Here is a 17,836-nt window from a genome sequence, read left to right as displayed (position 1 = left end):
CGCCGCCCACCAAGGCCTCCCTGTACTCGCCAGCCTGGCAGCGGGAAGGAATGGCCCCCGCTGCGCGTAGGCAGAAGAGGACACCCACCTTCATCTCTGCCCGGCCTCCATTGACTCCCTTCGTCATGGCGCCCATACCGCTGACACCTTCAGTCTCTGAAAAACCTGATTACGTCAGGGATCCGCCTGGGACGTAGGAGCCGCGTTAGCGAGAAGCTCCGCACAGAACAGGGGTTTGCCGTTGTGAAGAAGCCGTCGAGCAAGGCCCGCCCCACGAAGGCCCGGCGTCACATCGCTCCCGCGAGAGCAGCGCCCAGGCGTCCCACCGTCCAGCCTCCCCAGTGCATGTCCAGGGCGTCCTTCCCCGTGGTGGGAATCGGCGCGTCCGCGGGAGGGCTCGAGGCGTTCACCCAGCTCCTCGCGGAGCTTCCTCCCGACACCGGGATGGCCTTCGTCCTCATCCAGCACCTGTCCCCCACGCACCCCAGCTTCCTGAGCGAAGCCCTGTCCACGGCGACCCAGATGCCGGTCCTCCAGGTCGCGGATGGGATGCGCGTGGAGCCCAACCGCATCTACGTCATCCCGCCGGGCGCGGACATGGCGCTCGCGGATGACGTGCTCAGCCTGCGGGCGCGAATGGACGCGCCGCGCAAGCCGCATCTGCCCATCGACCTCTTCCTGCGCTCGCTCGCCGTCGCTCGTGGAAGCCACGCCATCGGCGTGATTCTCTCGGGGACCGCCTCGGATGGCACCGAAGGGCTCAGGGCCATCAAGGAGGCGAGCGGCATCACGCTGGCGCAGGATCCACGGTCAGCGAAGTTCGGAGGGATGCCCCAGAGCGCGGTCCAGGCCGGGGTCGTGGACTCCTGCCTGCCGCTGCCGCTGCTCGCCCAGGAGCTCATGCGGCTGAGCCGCCACGCCTATACCACCGAGCGTGTGTCGGACCGGCCCCGGCACGCCCAGGGTGACGAGACGCTCGCGCGGCTCTTCTCCCTGGTGCGCGGCGTCGTTGGCATCGACTTCAGCGAATACAAGTCGGCCACCTTCGAGCGGCGGCTCGCCCGCCGGATGGCGCTGCGCCGGGTGGACCGCCTGTCGGACTACGTGAAGCTCGTCGAGGGGGCCCCCGAGGAGGCTCGGGCCCTCTACGAGGACGTCCTCATCCACGTCACCTCCTTCTTCCGGGAGCCCGAGGCCTTCGAGGCGCTGAAGAAGTACGTGTTCCCCGTGCTCCTCGAGCACAAGCCCGCGGGAGCGCCCCTCCGGCTGTGGGTGGCGGGGTGCTCCACCGGCGAGGAGGTGTACTCGCTGGCCATCAGCCTCCTGGAGTTCCTGGGCGAGCGCCAGGGCCAACACCCCATCCAGATCTTCGGCTCGGACGTCAGCGCGCAGGCCGTCAACAAGGCCCGCGCCGGGCTCTACCCGGACAGCGCCCTGGGCGACCTGAGCAAGGAGCGGAGGACGCGCTATTTCACGCAGGTCGATGGGGGCTATCGCATCGCCAAGGCCGTGCGCGAGCTGTGCGTCTTCGTCCGGCATGACCTCGCCCGAGACCCGCCCTTCTCCAGGCTGGACCTGGTGACCTGCCGCAACGTCCTCATCTACTTCAACCCCGCGCTCCAGAAGCGGGTGCTGGCCACCTTCCACTATTGCCTGAACACCCCGGGCTTCCTCCTGCTCGGGCACACGGAGAGCATCACGGGGTCCAGCCAGCTCTTCTCGTCCGTGAGCAAGGCCGACAAGCTCCTGGCGCGGGTGGCGGGGCCCAGCAAGCTCCGGTTCTCGCGAGGCCCCGAGCTGTTGCCGGCCGAGAAGCACGTGCACGGCCGTGCCGCCGTGGCGCCCGTCACGTCCCCTCCCGACTCGGCGAGACGGATTGACCGCCTTCTCTTGAGTCGGTACGCGCCGCCGGGAGTCGTCCTCAACGACAAGCTGGAGATCGTCCAGTTTCGTGGCCACACCGGTCCCTACCTCGAGCCCGCGCCGGGAGAGCCCCAGTTCAACATCCTCAAGATGGCGCGTGAAGGGCTGCTCTCCCCGCTGCGCGTGGCGCTGGCCCAGGCGAGGAAGAAGCTCGCCCCCGTCCGGGTGGAGGGAGTGCAGGTCGCCCAGACTGGCTCCCCGCTGCTCTGTAACATCGTCGTCATTCCCTCACCCGCCACGGGGCCGCCCGCGGGGCAGGAGTTCCTCTATGTGGTGCTGTTCGAAGAGGTGGCCCTGCCCGAGAAGCGGGGGCTCAGGCCCGTCCGGAAGCAGACCGCCTCCGCGGCGAAGCAGAAGGGGGGCCACCCTGCGCCCGCGCTGAAGCTCGAGCTGGCCGCCACGAAGGACTACCTCCAGTCCCTGCTCGAGGAGCATGGCCGTACCAATGACGCGCTCGCCTCCGCCAACGAGGAGCTCGTCTCGGGCAATGAGGAGCTCCAGAGCCTCAACGAGGAGCTGGAGACGGCCAAGGAGGAGCTCCAGTCCACCAACGAGGAGCTGACCACCGTCAACGACGAGCTCCACAGCCGCAACCATGAGTTGCACCTGGTCAACGGAGACCTCGTCAACCTCGTCAACGTCGTCGACATCCCGGTCCTCATCCTGGACCTCGAACGGCGCATCCGGCGCTTCACGCCGAAGACACGCAGTGTCATGAACATCCTCCCGTCCGATGTGGGGCGGCCCATCAGCGACATCACGCTGAACATCAGCGTGGCGGACCTGGACGCGCAGATTGCCGAGGTCATCGAGACGGCCGTGATGCGGGAGTCCGAGGTCCAGGACAGGGCTGGCCGCTGGCACCGGATGCAGATCCGTCCCTACAGGACGACCGAGGACACCATCGACGGCGCCATGGTGTCGCTCATCGACATCGACGCGCTCAAGCACCAGGTCCGCCAGGTGGAGTGGGCGCGTGACTACGCCGCGGGCATCGTGGAGGCCGTGCAGGTGCCGCTCCTGGTCCTCGACGAGGAGCTGCGCGTGCTGTCGGCGAATGGGGCCTTCTACCAGGCCTTCCGGAGCTCGGCGGCGGAGGTCGAGCGCAAGAGCCTCTTCGAGCTGAGCGGAGGCGCGTGGGACGTGCGGGCGCTGCGGACCTCGCTGGGGGAGATGCTCGCCAAGAACACGCTCCTGCGGGGCCTGGAGGTCGAGCACGCCTTCCCCCACCTGGGGAGCCGGAAGATGTCGCTCTCCGCGCGCCCCGTCCACTCACGCACCGGAGTCCCCATGCTCCTGCTCGCCATCGAGGACATCACCGAGCGCGCGGAGCTGCTCGCCCGTGCGCAGCGGGCCCAGGAGGATGCCGAGAAGGCGAACCGCGCGAAGGACCAGTTCCTGGCCACCTTGTCCCACGAGCTGCGCACGCCGCTCTCCACCATGCTGATGCAGGCGCAGCTCTTGCGCCGCGGCGACCTGGACAACACCAGGCTCCGGCGCGCGGGCGAGGCCATCGAGCGGGGCACGAAGCTGCAGGTGCAGCTCATCGATGACCTGCTGGATGTCTCGAGCATCGTCACCGGCAAGCTCCGGGTGCGGCTCCAGACGCTCCACCTGCCCGCGGTGGTCCAGGCCGCGCTCGAGAGCGTGGCCGCGCAGGCCGAACGGAAGTCCATCCAGCTCGACGTCTCCCTGGATGAGTCGCTCGGGCCCATCTCGGGAGACCCGACGCGGCTGCAGCAGGTCGTGTGGAACCTGCTCAGCAATGCCATCAAGTTCTCAGCCGACGGCCAGCGGGTGACAGTCACGCTCGAGCCCGTGAATGGTCATGCCCGGCTCCGGGTGAGCGACGGCGGGGCCGGAATCGAGACCGAGGCCCTGCAGCGCATCTTCGACCGGTTCATGCAGGAGGACAGCTCGACGACCCGGGTGTTCGGTGGGCTCGGCCTGGGGCTGGCCATCGTGCGCCACCTGGTGGAGCTCCACGGGGGGACGGTGCAGGCGGAGAGTCCGGGCAAGGGCCGGGGCGCCACCTTCACGGTCCTCCTGCCGCTCCTGCCCGTCCGCGAGGAACCGGCCGGCGCGGCGCTCACCGCCAGGCTGGAGCACGCCCGGGCCGACCCCTTGCCCCGGAACGCGGGAGCCGCCTCGCGGCTCCGAGGCCTGCGAATCCTCGTGGTGGATGACGACCCGGGAGCACGCGAGGCCGCGACCGAGCTGCTCAGACAGGCCGGCGCGGAGGTGCTGGCGGCGGAATCCGCGGCGGCGGCGCTGGCGCTCATCGAGGACTTCCGGCCCGAGGTCCTCCTGTGCGACATCGCCATGCCCGGCGAGGACGGCTACTCCCTCATCCGCAAGGTAAGGGCCCTCGGCCCCGCGCGGGGGGGAGCCGTCACGGCGATAGCCCTCACGGCACTGGTCAGCGACGCGGACCGCCGGGACGCGCTCAAGGCCGGGTTCCAGCGGCACCTGGCCAAGCCCATCGACATCGACAGCCTCGTGGAGACCGTGGCGGAGACGTGGGCAGGCGCGGCGCCGCCGGAAGCCGGGCCCGGGGGCGTCCCTCCGAACATCCTGGACGAGGGACAGCCGCTCCCGGGCCTGTAGCCCACGTCCGGCTCCCCGGCGCGCCAGCACCGGGAGCCCGTGGGTGGGTCGCCTACGCCCGGGGCCGCGACACGCCGCCGTCACCGGTGGCGCTGAGGGCGGCCTCGACGGGCACTTCCGACCAGCGGATGTGGAACGTGGCCGACGTGCCGTCGAACTCCTCGGGCACCGCCACCACGCGCCACCCGCCGCACAGCTCCACCGCGCGGGCCAGCAGCCCCGAGGCGAAGGTGGGCAGGTCCGCCAGCACGTCATTCATCCGGAATTCCATGGACGTGGGGTTTCGCTCGACGATGTCCACGTCGCTGAAGTTGTTGCCCGCTCGGAAGCCCATGGCCGCCCGCAACAGCATGCGCCGGGGGCCCGCCAGCCGGACGACGCCCAGCAACGCCCGGCCAAAGAAGGTCCCGAAGTAGGCGTCCATGAAGCGCTCGCCCAGCGAGTAATACGCCGCCTCGGCGGGGACGCCTCCATAGACGTGGCCCGCGGCGATGCGGAGGAACTCCTTCCACTGCTCCAAGGTGTAGGTCCGCTCCAGCTTCTGCTCCAGGTCCAGCCCCGCCCGACGCAGGTGCTCACGGCACGCTGGCGTCAGTCGGTTCTCCAGAGCGCGCACGAAGAGCGCTTCGACCGTTTGAGTGAAAACCAGCTTCTCGGAAGAAGTCATAGACGACCACCCTACAACGCCAGGGCCGTGGGATGCTCGCCCACCATTGAATCTACGTTCAGTGTCCCTGTCCGGGAGTGTCAGGAAGGTTGCGTCCTGCGCACCCGCCGTGAAGACCTGGAGGGTAGGTCGCCAGTGACTCCGGCGGCGCGTGCGACTGCACTGCGCAGCCAGCGGTGGGCCGGGTCGCCGTCGAACCGCTCGTGCCAGATTTGAAGGACGTCAAAGGACCTGAGCGCGAGGGGCGGGGAGAGGACCCGGAGGGGCCAGGCGCCGTTGCCGGTGAAGGTCTCCACCAGTCGACGCGGTGCGGTAAGCACATGGTCCGAGTGGACCACCGCCAGGGGCGCGGTGAGGAAGTAGGGCAGGCGCAGGGCGATGCGCCGCGAGCGCCCCATCGCCGCCAGCGCGGTGTCCACCGCCCCGGCCCCCTCGCCCCGGGGGCTGATGAGGACGTGGGGCAGGCGCAGGTACGTCTCCAAATCCAGCCCCTTCCGGACAGCGGGGTGGCCCTCGCGCACCACGCAGACGAAGTCCTCCGTGTAGAGCTTCTGCTGCCGCAGCGAGAGCGAGGAGTCGGGGAAGGCGGCCACGCACAGGTCCACGTCACCGCTCTCCATGAGGGAGGTGGCCTGGTCCGGGATGAGGTGGCGGAAGACGAGGTCCACGTGCGGGGCCTCGGTGCTGAGCACCACGAGCAATTCCGGCAGCAGCGTGGCGGCGAAGTAGTCCCCCGTGGCCAGGGTGAAGCGGCGCCTGGCGGTGCGGGGCTCGAAGACGGGCTCGTTGCGCAGGGCCCGCTGCAATTCCAGCAGCCCGCGGTGCAGGGGCGCGGCGAGCTGCTCCGCGCGCGGCGTGCGCACCATGCCGCCCCGTCCTCGGATGAGCAGCGCGTCTCCCAATTGCTCGCGGAGCTGCCGCAGCGAGTGGCTCATGGCGGACTGGGTGACGCCCACCCGCGCGGCGGCCTTGGTGACGTTGGCCTCCGTCAGCAGCGCATCCAGCGCCACCACGAGGTTGAGGTTGATGCCGGACAGGTCCGTGGCGACCGGCGTGGGCTCGGACGTCGCGGAAGCAGGGGGACGGCGAACATGAGGGGCGCTCATGTGCATATGAGTAACATGCGGTGGCCTCATGAGGGCAACGCGAGCACCTTGGGCCCATCTCGACGTTCCCCGGAGACACCCCATGAGCATCGTCATCAATACCCCCAACGGAAACATCGGCCGTCCCCTGGCGCTGAGCCTGCTGGCGGCGGGCCGCTCGCTCACCGTCATCAGCCGGAGCGCGGACAAGGTGGCGGAGCTGGTGAAGCGCGGCGCGAAGCTGGTGGAGGGCTCCACCGACGACGCCGCGGTGCTGGACCGCGCGCTGGCGGGCGCCGAGGCGCTGTTCTGGCTGACGCCGCCGGCCATCCGTCCGGACTTCGTGTCCTGGGCGGGGGATGCGGCGCGCACCGCGGCGCAGGCGGTGAAGAAGCACGGCGTGAAGCGCGTGGTGGTGCTGTCCAGCGTGGGCGCGCAGAACGGCCTGGGGACCGGTCCGGTGGGCGCGCTGCTCGCCGTGGAGGAGGCGTTCAAGGCCGTCTGCCCGGACGTCACCATCCTCCGGCCGGGCTTCTTCATGGAGAACTTCCTGCGCGACCTGCCGACGCTGGCGAAGACGAGCTCGCTGTTCATGCCCATGCCCCGCACGAAGGCCGTGCCCATGGTGGCGGTGGCGGACATCGCCGTGAAGTCGGCCGAGGTGCTGCTCGACGCCGGTTGGAAGGGGCACCGCTACGTGGGCATCCACGGCCCGGCGCACATCACCTACGCGGAGCTGGAGCCCATCTTCTCGGAGGCGCTCGGCCGGCCCGTGCGCTACGTGCAGGTGGCGCTGGACGACGCGCGCAAGGGCATGGCCGGCGCGGGCATGCCGGCGTGGATGGTGGACCTCTACGCGGAGCTGTACGGCGCCATCATCGACGGCCGCATGGACCCCGCCGAGCCGCGCTCCCCGCAGACCACCACGCCCACCACCCTGGCGAAGTGGGCGCGCGAGGTGCTCAAGCCCGCGGTGGACCAGGCGGCCGCGGCCGCGGCCTGAGCCCATACCAGGGGACTTCACGCTTCTTCATGCTTCCGTCACACGGGTTCATTTCCGCGCCGGTGCGCCGGTGCCAGGATGGCCCGCGTGAATGGGGGCAGCGCGCCCCCGGGAGTGACTCGGATGGCGTCAGGGAAGGCGATTCTCGGAGGCATGCTGGGGCGGTTCCTGTTCCGCGATGCGACGGTGGAGCAGGTGCGAGACCTCTCTCCGCACTTCCGCTGGCTGGAGCTGGCGGGAGCAGGGCTGCGCGACGTCTCCTGGAGCGCGGGCGACAAGGTGCAGGTGTACTTCCCGCGCGTGGGGATGCGGACGTACACGCCCCTGGCGTGGGACTCGGTGCGAGGGACGACGCAGTTGCTGGTGTATCTCCACGGCAACAGCCCCGGCGCGGAGTGGGGCCGCAACGTGCGCGTGGGGGACCGCTGCCAGTTCATGGGCCCGCGGGGCTCGCTGCCGCTCACGGGACTCCAGGGGCCCGTGGTGCTCTTCGGCGACGAGACGTCCTTCGCCGTGGCCCACGCGCTGCGGAACCTGCGGGCCGGCGTGGGCGGCGTCGAGCAGGTGTTCGAGGTCTCCTCCCGCGAGGAGTCCGAGTCGGTGCTGCGGGAGTTCCACCTGTCGGGCAGCGCCGTGATTGAGCGGACATCCGATGAGGCGCACCTGCCCGCGGTGGCGGAGCGCCTGCGCACGGTGCTGGAGCAGCGGCCGGGCGCGAGCCTCGTCATGACGGGCCGGGCGCAGGCCATCCAGGCGCTGCGCTCGCGGCTCCGCTCGGATGGGGTGGGCGCGGCGCAGAAGGTGAAGGCGTACTGGTCCGAGGGGAAGCGCGGCCTCGACTGAAGCGGCCTCCCCGTGGGCGGATTCAGCGCACCGGGTGCGTCGTCCAGGTCATGCCGTCGACGCTCGAAGCGAGCACGTGGCTCCCCGCCAGCCAGAGGCGGCCGCCGCCCGTGGACAACCTGCCCACGGTGGGCAGCCGGCCGACGGAATCCACCAGGGGAATGGCGCAACGCTCGAAGCCGGACGGGCCCAGGCGGTAGACCCGGTCCGGGTCCGCGACGTAGAGGCTGTCACCCCACCGCTCTGCGGAATGGATGGGACCCACCCGTCCGATGACGCGGCAGTCCGCTCCCTTCCCGGCGATGACATCGCCGCGAGTCGTGCCCGCGACGACGTCGCCCGAGGGGAAGCAGCGGAGGTACGCCACTTCGCTGCTCAGGAATGAATGCACCTCCCGCCAGCCGCCCGCTGCGTGCATCCAGAGTCCCTGGCCTCCGGCATAGAGGACTCTCGTCCCGTCCTCGCCGGGGCAGCTGTCCAGCGCGAGCACCCGCCCCGGGACCTGCCCCAGCGAGTGCGTCCAGGTCATGCCCCCGTCACCGCGCACGAGCAGGCCCACTTCGGACGGAGCGTCGAGCGCGTACGAAGCACTCCCGGCGAGCACGAGGTCCGCACCACTGAAGCACGCACGCGTCTCGACGAGCCCCGCCGGCAGGCCCTTGTACTCGAGGGCTTCCCATCGTCCTCTGCTGTGCTCGCGAATGGCGGCATGGAACGCCGAGCCGCCGTACGAGAGCAGCGCGCCCAGGCTGTTGGCGCCCTGGCGGCACAGCGCTTCGATGGTTCCCGCGCCCGGTAGTTCTTCCAGCGTCCAGCGGCCTTCCGTGCACACCGCCACGTGCCGGAACCCATCCACCTCGAAGCGGACGTCGTCGGGGTCGAAGTCGGAGTCGATGAGTTGCTGGAGCGCGTCCAGGTCGTAGGGCTCGCTCCACTCCTTGACGGGACCCGGCCCGCCTCCGTGGTCATTGTCGGGATGCGGGTGGCTGACGACCAGCGCCAGATTGCGCTCGTCGATGAAGCAGCCACTGTGCACGACACCGCGGAATGCATTCTTCAAGCTGTGGGTCTCCACCGTCATCCGAAGCTGCTGAAGGCCATGCCGTTCGTCTCGCGAGCGTATATCCGCTGGGGGGGCGCGGACTCGACTGATGCATGGGGATGACCGTTGGAATCATGAGACACTCGCTCGATGCGAGTCCCTCTTGCACTTGCGCTGGGTGTGCTCGAGCTGGCTGCCGGTTGTGCTCCGGCCGGCCGCGCCGTCACGACCCAGGTCGCGACAACGCCCGACGCAGACCTCCGAACCGAGCAGGTCGTGCTGTTCGACCCGGCGCGGAGCCGCTCCGTTCCCCTGGCCCTGTACTACCGGGATGTCCCGGGTCCGAGCCCCAAGCTCGCGCTGCTCAGTCATGGCCACGGCGGCCAGCACACTGACTACTCCTTCATCGCCCGCAACCTGGTGGCGCATGGCTACTTCGTGGCCAGCGTCCAGTACGAGCTGCCCGGCGACCCGCCCCTGGCCACGAGCGGCAACCTTCGCGAAGCCCGCCGCCCGAACTGGGAGCAGGGTGTGCAGGACCTGCTCTTCGTGCGTCACGCGCTGCGGCGAATGCGCCCGGAGCTGGACATGGAGCACCTGCTGCTGGTGGGCCATAGCAACGGCGGCGACATCGCCATGCTGTTCGCTCACGAGCACGCGGCGCTGGTCGAGAAGGTCATCTCGCTCGACAACCGGCGCATGCCGCTCCCGCGCACGCGGACGCCACGGGTCCTCTCCCTCCGCTCCAGCGACCAGGTGGCGGATGAAGGGGTATTGCCCGACGTGGCAGAGCAACGCGCCCTGGGCATGAAGGTCATCCCGCTGCCCGGCACCCGCCACGACGACATGTGGGACGGGGCGACCGACGCGCAGAAGCGGGAGATCAACGGAATCATCTCCGCCTTCCTGGAGGACTGATTCAAGTCGCGGATGGCTCTGCGATGTCGGGGGCGCGCCTGCGCAGGGGCGGCGGACTGACCCCTCCACCCCACGTCTAGCGGCCGACTCTCCCTCTGATGCCACCGGCTCGATTGTTGGCGGCACATTCGTGGTCTCAGCCGCGGGGCGGTTCCGCCAGGCACTGCGCGAGCCGCGCGCCAGGACGTAGTTGCATGGGTTGGGGCAACGACGGCAACACGTGCAAAGCAAGTGGAACCCACGGTTCGGCCCGCCCTGTGCGTGGCGAAGCGGGAGTCAGCGGTCCCGTGCATCGCCAGCCGTGGTCCAAGCCGAATCGGTGAAGCGGCGAGGCTGGGCCTGGCCACGAGGGACTACCTCCAGGGAGGAGCGTCCCCTGCCTACCCGCCATGTCAGCCCCCTCCGGTAGAAGGGAATGGTGGAAGTAATATTCCTTCCACGAGACGGCCGCCCCGGAAGGGGGGCAGGAGGGGTAGGGGATGGGGTTCGCGGAGCATTACCTCGCGGGGATGATGCAGAGCTCGGCGGAGGTGCTGGGCCGGCATGGCTACGAGCACGTGAAGGCCGAGGAACTGGCCCGGTCCGTGGGGATGTCGGTGGGCAGTCTGTACCGGCGCTACGGAAGCAAGCAGCACTTCGCCCGGACGGGGTGCGGACCTTCCACGAGGACACCTTCTGCCGGGAGGTGGACTGGGCCTTCTTCTGCAAGCACGGGGCGGACGGCGTCACCTTCCGCGAGGCCTTCTTCACCTTCTGGAATGCGCTGACGCACTGGGCGCTGGGCCTGCCCGGCCCTTTCGCCTTCGCCTTCCTGCACCGGCATCCGGACGTCGAAGGGCAGCCGGCGCCCGGCAGTGCCGCGAGGGCCCTGGTGCGCGAGGTGCTCTTGAAGGGAGAGCAGGACGGGGCGCTGGTGCCCGGCTGCGCCAGGGTGGGGGAAGCCCTGGTGTGGGGCACGCTGGCGGAGTGGGTGCGCACGCTGACGGAGAGAAACGAGGAGGTGTACCGGGAGGAACTCCTCGAATCGGCGGAGGCCCTCTGGCGTGCGCTGGCGAAGGCGGAAGACTCCGGTGGCTCCCGCGGGGGCGGCACTCCTCCTGGTGCCGCTCAGCCCGAGCCACAGACGGCGGTGGACAACTCCAGTGGGCCTTGTGAGGGTGGCATCCCTCCTGGCATTGCACGGTCCGATTCACGAGAGCCGGTTGACGGCCCTGGTGAACCCGACGGTAGCAGCACGCCTCTTCCCGGAGTCCCGCTGCCCGAGCGCTCGGCGCATCCAGATGGGGCCACTGACAGCTGCCACACGGACGGCACGACGAAGCCATTGCGCGCGCACGGGCGCCGCTTCAAAGACGGTGTCCATGGACCCGCGCCCTCCGAAGACGGACCCGTCCCACAACGTGCTCCACCAGCAGCACACGCGGCTGCCGCTGGATGTCATCTTCTCGCCGCGCAGCGTGGCGGTGGTGGGGGCCAGCGAGCGCCCGGGGAGCGTGGGGCGCACCGTCCTCTGGAACCTCATCAGCAATCCGTTCGGCGGCACCGTCTATCCCATCAACCCGCAGCGGCCCAACGTGCTGGGCATCAAGGCCTGGCCGTCCCTTCGCTCGCTGCCGGAGCCGGTGGACCTGGCCGTCATCGTCACGCCCGCCGCGGTGGTGCCGGGCATCATCCGCGAGTGCGCGGAGCTGGGTGTCCGTGGCGCCATCATCATCTCCGCGGGCTTCAAGGAGACGGGGCCGGAGGGCGCGCGGCTGGAGCGCGAAATCCTCGAGGTGGCACAGGCGGCCCGCATCCGCATCATCGGCCCCAACTGCCTGGGCGTGATGCGGCCGACGAGCGGCTTCAACGCGACGTTCGCCGGAGCCATGGCCCGGCCGGGCAACGTGGCCTTCATCAGCCAGAGCGGCGCGCTGCTCACCGCCATCCTCGACTGGAGCCTGCGCGAGGCGGTGGGCTTCAGCGCCTTCGTCTCGGTGGGCTCCATGCTGGACGTGGGCTGGGGAGACCTCATCGACTACCTGGCTGATGACCCGAGGACTCGCTCCATCCTCCTCTACATGGAGTCCATCGGCGACGCGCGCGCGTTCCTCTCCGCCGCGCGCGAGGTGGCGCTCACCAAGCCCATCATCGTCATCAAGGCCGGACGCACCGCGCAGGCCGCGCAGGCCGCCGCGTCCCATACGGGCACGCTGACGGGCAGCGACGAGGTGCTCAGCGCCGCGTTCCGCCGCACCGGCGTGCTGCGCGTGGACTCGATTGCAGACCTCTTCTACATGGCGGAGACGCTGGCCCGGCAGCCCCGTCCCGCTGGGCGCCGCCTCACCATCCTCACCAACGCGGGCGGCCCTGGTGTGCTTGCCACCGACGCGCTGGTGGCCGGGGGCGGCGAGGTGGCCGCGCTGACGGAGGACACGCGCAGGGCGCTCGACGGGCTCCTGCCGCCGCAGTGGAGCCATGGCAACCCGGTGGACATCCTGGGGGACGCGGACCCGGAGCGCTATGCGAAGGCGCTGGAGGTGACGGGGAAGGACCCGAACAGCGACGGCCTGCTGGTCATCCTCACGCCGCAGGACATGACCGAGCCCACGCAGACGGCGGACCGGCTCAAGCCCTACGCGAAGCTGCACGGAAAGCCGGTGCTGGCGAGTTGGATGGGAGGCTCGGAGGTGGCGGCAGGGGAGCGCATCCTCAACGACGCGGGCATCCCCACCTTCGGCTATCCGGACACGGCGGCGCGCATCTTCAATTACATGTGGCGGTACACGTACAACCTCGCCGCCCTGTACGAGACGCCGACCCTGGCGGAGGAGCACGCCGCCGCTCGCGACGAGGCGCGCCGGCAGCTTGACGAGGCCCGCGCGGCCGGCCGCACGTTGCTGACGGAGTACGAGTCGAAGCAGTTGCTGGCCGCGTATGACATCCCCACGGTGGAGACGCGCCTGGCGCTCTCGGAAGACGCGGCGGTGACGGAGGCCGCGTCTCTGGGCTACCCGGTGGTGGTGAAGTTGCACTCGCGCACGGTGACGCACAAGACGGACGTGGGGGGCGTGCGGCTGAACCTGCCGGACGCGGACGCGGTGCGCGCGGCGTTCCGGGGCATCCGCGAGCGACTGGCGGAGTTGGGACAGGTGGAGGCGTTCGAGGGCGTGACGGTGCAGCCGATGGTGAAGCTGGACGGGTACGAGCTCATCCTCGGTAGCGGACTGGACGCGCAGTTCGGCCCGGTGCTGCTGTTCGGCGCGGGTGGCATCCTGGTGGAGGTGTTCAAGGACCGGGCGCTGGGGTTGCCGCCGCTCAACACCACGCTGGCGCGGCGGATGATGGAGCAGACGCGCATCCACCAGGCGCTGCGTGGAGTGCGCGGGCGGCCACCGGTGGACCTGGCGGCGCTGGAGCGGTTGATGGTGCGCTTCAGCCGGCTGGTGGTGGAGCAGCGCTTCGTGAAGGAAATCGACATCAACCCGCTGCTGGCCTCGCCGGAGCGATTGCTGGCGCTGGACGCGCGCGTAGTGCTGCACCCGCCGACGATGGCGGAAGCGGACCTGCCGAAGCTGGCGATTGAGCCGTACCCGCAGCAGTACGTGGTGCCCTACCGGATGACGAGCGGCGAGGAGGTGCTGCTGCGGCCCATCCGTCCGGAGGACGAGCCGCGGATGGAGGAGTTCCACCGGACGCTGTCCGAGCACACGGTGTTCCTGCGCTACGCGGGACTGCTGCACGTCAACACGCGGGTGGCGCACGAGCGGCTGGCGCGCATCTGCTTCAACGACTACGCGCGGGAGCTGGCGCTGGTGGCGGAGCGGAGGGACGGCTCGCTGCTCGGGGTGGGGCGGCTGACGCGGCTTCGGGGGACGCAGGACGCGGAGTTCGCCATCCTCATCAGCGACGCGGCGCAGAAGCAGGGGTTGGGCACGGAGCTGCTGCGCCGGCTGGTGGAGGTGGGGCGCGACTGGGGGATGCAGCGAATCGTCGCGGACATCCTCGCGGGGAACCGGGCCATGCAGACCATCAGCCGGAAGCTGGGCTTCACCATCCTCCCGCATGAGGAGCTGGCGCCGGACATGGTGAAGGCGGTGAAGGTGCTCTGAAGCTGGAGGACGCGGCGGAAGTCTGACTGGCTGGCGGACTTTTAACGGACTACATTTGGTTGGCACGGCTGGAGGTGCCCGATGCGGTCCCTGCGAGTTTCCGAAGACATCGTCCCCATCAGCGACTTCAAGGCCCAGGCGTCGGAATGGCTGAGGAAGCTGGGCGAGTCCGGCCAGCCGCTGGTCATCACCCAGAATGGCAAGCCCGCTGGCGTGCTGCTGTCCCCCGAGTCCTTCGACGAGCTGACAGAGAAGATTCGTTTCATCGCGTCCGTCGAAGAAGGGCTCGACGATGCGAAGGCAGGGCGGGTGCACCGGCATTCGGAGGTGGTGGCGGAGATGAAGAAGCGCTACCAGAAGCCGGCGAGGTCTCGCTCGAAGTGAAGCGCCGCGGCCCGGCGCCACGTGCGCTCAGAATCGTCTGGACGAGCCGGGCGCTGAGAGACCTGCGCGATATCGGTGACTTCATCGCCCGGGACAATCCCGAAGCCGCGGAGTCCTGGGTCGGCGAGCTGGTTCAGGCCGTCGAAGCCCTCGCGGAGCTGCCACGCTCTGGACGCGTGGTGCCCGAGCTGGGGCGTGAAGACATCCGTGAGGTCGTCCGCCGCAGCTATCGAATCGTCTATCGCGTCCGGAGCCGGACATTGGAAGTGCTGACCCTTTTCGAGGGGCGTCGACTCCTCCCCCGACGGGCCATTCCGGGCGAGTCCTGACCCGCCTCATCACGCCGGGTGGACTGCGCCTCCTGCGCCCACTGTCGGAGCACACGGCACGCGTGACGAAGGAGCCGGCCGCGCGGCTGCTCGCCGGGGGAGCGGGGGCCAGTGGAAGAAAGGCCGGGAAGGGTGAGGGAAAGGGGAGCACCCATCCCGGCCAGGGGACACTTCAGCGGCCCCGTCACGTGGCGACATGGACTTCCGCGCCGGGGCTGAAACCAAGACTGGGCCTTCTCCCGGGAAGTGCCCACTGGACGCAGGTGCGACGGCCCCGGTGTCGCAAGTGGCCCCCTGCCGGGCAGGACACCGTTCTCCTTCACGCACCGTGCGCCAGCAGGCGATTTTTCACGGTGAGGGACTCGCCCGCCGCCTAGAGTCCTACGGGTGATGGCTACCTCAGAGACTCAAGCGCCGCTCGCCGCCCTGCTGCCCAAGCCGGGAGAGCCACCCCTGGACGCGGACGAAATCCTCAACCGCTTCGTCGGCTACGTAGCGACGAACGGGCTGAGCCTCTACCCGGCCCAGGAAGAGGCCATCCTCGAGCTGCTGGGGGGCAAGCACCTGTTCCTCAAGACGCCCACCGGCTCCGGCAAGTCGCTGGTCGCCACGGCGCTCCACTTCAAGGCCATGGCCGAGGGCAAGGTCTCCTTCTACACCTGTCCCATCAAGGCCCTGGTCAACGAGAAGTTCTTCGCCCTCTGCGACGCCTTCGGCGCCGAGAACGTGGGCATGCTCACCGGCGACGCGAGCATCAACCGCAACGCGAAGATTCTCTGCTGCACCGCCGAAATCCTCGCCAACCTCGCCCTGCGCGACGCGGGCGCCCGCGTGGACTACGTCGTCATGGACGAGTTCCACTACTACTCCGACAAGGAGCGCGGCGTGGCGTGGCAGCTGCCCCTCATCGCCCTGCCGGACACCACCTTCCTCCTCATGTCCGCCACGCTGGGCCCCACCCACGTCATCGAGGAGAGCATCCAGAAACTCACCGGCCGCGAGGTGGCCACCGTGCGCAGCGACCAGCGCCCGGTGCCCCTGGACTTCGACTACCGCGAGTCCGCCCTCCACGAGACGATCGAGGACCTCATCGCGCGTGGGAAGTACCCCATCTACCTGGTCAACTTCACCCAGCGCGCCGCCGCCGAGCAGGCGCAGAACCTCATGAGCGTGGACTTCTCCACCAAGGAGGAGAAGGAGGCCATCCGCCAGGCGCTGATGGACGCCCCCTTCGACACGCCCTACGGCAAGGAGTTCCAGCGCTTCCTCCGCCACGGCATCGGCATGCACCACGCGGGCCTGCTGCCCAAGTACCGGCTGCTGGTGGAGAAGCTGGCCCAGGGTGGACACCTCAAGGTCATCAGCGGCACGGACACGCTGGGCGTGGGCGTCAACATCCCCATCCGCACCGTGCTCTTCACGCAGCTCTTCAAGTTCAACGGCGAGAAGCTGGCCACGCTGAGCGTGCGCGACTTCAAGCAGATTGCCGGCCGCGCGGGCCGCAAGGGCTTCGACACCCAGGGCAGCGTGGTGGCCCAGGCCCCCGAGTACGTCGTCGAGAACGTCAAGCAGGCCGCGAAGGAAGCCGCCGGCAAGAAGAAGGCCCCCAAGGCCAAGCCCCCGCAGAAGAACTTCGTCCAGTACGACCGCACCACCTTCGAGCGGCTCCAGAACGGCATGCCCGAGCCGCTGGAGTCGCGCTTCTCCGTGTCGCACGGGATGATTCTCAACCTCCTGCAGAGCGACCACGAGACGGAGGGGCGCGGCGGCTACCGGCGGCTGGTGAAGCTCATCCAGCGCTGCCATGACTCGGACTACCTGAAGCGCCGGCACCTGAAGGAATCCGCCCGGGACTTCCGCACGCTGCGCGCCGCGGGCATCGTCGAGGTGGAGCGCGGGCAGAACGGCTCCGGCGCCCGGGTGAAGGTGGCGGGCGAGCTACAGCACGACTTCAGCCTCAACCACACCCTGTCGCTGTACCTGCTGGAGACGCTGGAGCTGCTGGACCCCACCACGGACACGTACGCGCTCGACGTGGTGTCGCTGGTGGAGTCGATTCTGGAGAACCCGGACGTGGTGCTCTACGCGCAGCTCAACCAGCTCAAGGGCGAGAAGGTCAACGAGCTGAAGGCGCAGGGCGTGGAGTACGACGACCGGATGGAGGAGCTGGACAAGCTGGAGTGGCCCAAGCCCAACCGCGAGTTCATCTACGGCACCTTCAACAAGTTCGCGGCGAAGCACCCGTGGGTGGGCGAGGAGAACATCCGCCCCAAGTCGGTGGTGCGGGACATGTTCGAGCGCTTCATGTCCTTCCACGACTACGTGCGCGAGTACGGCCTGCAGCGCAGCGAGGGCGTGCTGCTGCGCTACGTGAATGACGTCTACAAGACGCTGGTGCAGACGGTGCCCGAGCGCTTCCGCAACGAGGAGGTGGAGGACTTCGCCGACCACCTGCGCGCCACGCTGCGGCAGGTGGACTCCAGCCTTCTGGACGAGTGGGAGCGGATGAAGAATCCGGAGGCCGCCATCGCCGCGAAGCCGGTGGTGGAGCTGAAGCCGAAGGAGCTCACCGACGACCCGAAGGCCTTCGCCGCCCGCGTGCGCGAGGAGCTGCACCGGCTGCTCCGGGCGCTGGGGCAGAAGCGCTACATGGACGCGTTGGCCATGCTGGACAACCCGCTGGGCGAGTGGACCGCGCCCAAGCTGGAGCAGGCCATTGCGCCGTACTTCGAGGAGCACAAGATGGTGGTGCTCACGCCCCAGGCCCGCAAGCCGGCCAACAGCTTCATCAAGGAGTCCGGCACGCGGCTGTGGGAGGCCCAGCAGCGCATCATGGACCCCGAGGGACACGGGGACTGGATGCTCGACTGTGAGATTGACCTGAGGGATCGCCGCATCGACGACGGCCCCATCCTCATGCTGCGCCGCATCGGCACGTAGGCGC

12 protein-coding genes are annotated in these 17,836 nt (G+C 69.4%); 9 read left to right on the top strand and 3 right to left on the bottom strand.

The annotated features are described in order from the left end of the window. The first annotated feature begins 345 nt into the window (after window positions 1–345). Window positions 346–4,530: a chemotaxis protein CheB gene (locus G4D86_RS33970; protein WP_163998267.1), complete on the top strand. Its 4,185-nt coding sequence runs from the start codon at window positions 346–348 to the stop codon at window positions 4,528–4,530. Between the two features lie 52 nt (window positions 4,531–4,582). On the opposite strand, the gene G4D86_RS33965 is transcribed toward G4D86_RS33970, so the two are convergent. Together G4D86_RS33965 and G4D86_RS33960 are read right to left on the bottom strand one after the other, a co-directional pair. After that, complete coding sequence (locus G4D86_RS33965; protein WP_163998266.1) at window positions 4,583–5,197, bottom strand: DUF2378 family protein; 615 nt, start codon at window positions 5,195–5,197, stop codon at window positions 4,583–4,585. 80 nt (window positions 5,198–5,277) lie between these two features. Next, on the bottom strand, window positions 5,278–6,303 hold the full coding sequence (locus G4D86_RS33960; protein ID WP_163998265.1) for a LysR family transcriptional regulator: 1,026 nt from the start codon (window positions 6,301–6,303) through the stop codon (window positions 5,278–5,280). A gap of 82 nt (window positions 6,304–6,385) precedes the next feature. Between G4D86_RS33960 and G4D86_RS33955 the strand changes: the two genes are divergently transcribed. Together G4D86_RS33955 and G4D86_RS33950 are read left to right on the top strand one after the other, a co-directional pair. Then, window positions 6,386–7,285 (top strand): NmrA family NAD(P)-binding protein, encoded by a 900-nt coding sequence (locus tag G4D86_RS33955; RefSeq protein WP_163998264.1) that lies wholly within the window; start codon window positions 6,386–6,388, stop codon window positions 7,283–7,285. A gap of 123 nt (window positions 7,286–7,408) precedes the next feature. Beyond that, entirely contained in the window at window positions 7,409–8,128 is a 720-nt protein-coding gene (locus G4D86_RS33950) for a siderophore-interacting protein (RefSeq protein ID WP_163998263.1), read from the top strand. Window positions 8,129–8,150: 22 nt separating this feature from the next. Here G4D86_RS33950 and G4D86_RS33945 read toward each other — a convergent pair whose 3' ends face one another. Next, window positions 8,151–9,188, bottom strand: coding sequence for a hypothetical protein (locus G4D86_RS33945; protein WP_163998262.1), 1,038 nt, complete (start codon window positions 9,186–9,188; stop codon window positions 8,151–8,153). 132 nt (window positions 9,189–9,320) lie between these two features. Here G4D86_RS33945 and G4D86_RS33940 point away from each other — a divergent pair, with 132 nt between their 5' ends. From G4D86_RS33940 to G4D86_RS33915, 6 genes are all read left to right on the top strand, one after another. Next, window positions 9,321–10,088: a serine aminopeptidase domain-containing protein gene (locus G4D86_RS33940; RefSeq protein ID WP_163998261.1), complete on the top strand. Its 768-nt coding sequence runs from the start codon at window positions 9,321–9,323 to the stop codon at window positions 10,086–10,088. Window positions 10,089–10,567: 479 nt separating this feature from the next. Then, complete coding sequence (locus tag G4D86_RS54325; protein WP_163998260.1) at window positions 10,568–10,855, top strand: helix-turn-helix domain-containing protein; 288 nt, start codon at window positions 10,568–10,570, stop codon at window positions 10,853–10,855. Window positions 10,856–11,449: 594 nt separating this feature from the next. Next, the gene (locus G4D86_RS33930) at window positions 11,450–14,179 is read left to right on the top strand and encodes a bifunctional acetate--CoA ligase family protein/GNAT family N-acetyltransferase (protein WP_163998259.1); all 2,730 of its coding nucleotides are present in this window, start codon (window positions 11,450–11,452) and stop codon (window positions 14,177–14,179) included. A gap of 81 nt (window positions 14,180–14,260) precedes the next feature. Beyond that, window positions 14,261–14,563: a type II toxin-antitoxin system Phd/YefM family antitoxin gene (locus tag G4D86_RS33925; protein ID WP_163998258.1), complete on the top strand. Its 303-nt coding sequence runs from the start codon at window positions 14,261–14,263 to the stop codon at window positions 14,561–14,563. Continuing rightward, window positions 14,560–14,892, top strand: a complete 333-nt coding sequence (locus G4D86_RS33920; protein ID WP_163998257.1) for a type II toxin-antitoxin system RelE/ParE family toxin — start codon at window positions 14,560–14,562, stop codon at window positions 14,890–14,892. The genes G4D86_RS33925 and G4D86_RS33920 overlap by 4 nt, the downstream gene beginning before the upstream one ends. A 390-nt stretch (window positions 14,893–15,282) precedes the next feature. Beyond that, a complete protein-coding gene (locus G4D86_RS33915) occupies window positions 15,283–17,832 on the top strand; it encodes a DEAD/DEAH box helicase (protein WP_163998256.1) in 2,550 nt (849 codons plus the stop codon). Window positions 17,833–17,836: the final 4 nt, after the last annotated feature.

It is taken from the genome of Pyxidicoccus caerfyrddinensis, assembly GCF_010894405.1.
Lineage (GTDB): Bacteria > Myxococcota > Myxococcia > Myxococcales > Myxococcaceae > Myxococcus > Myxococcus caerfyrddinensis.
This window is presented reverse-complemented; position numbering and strand designations above follow the sequence as displayed.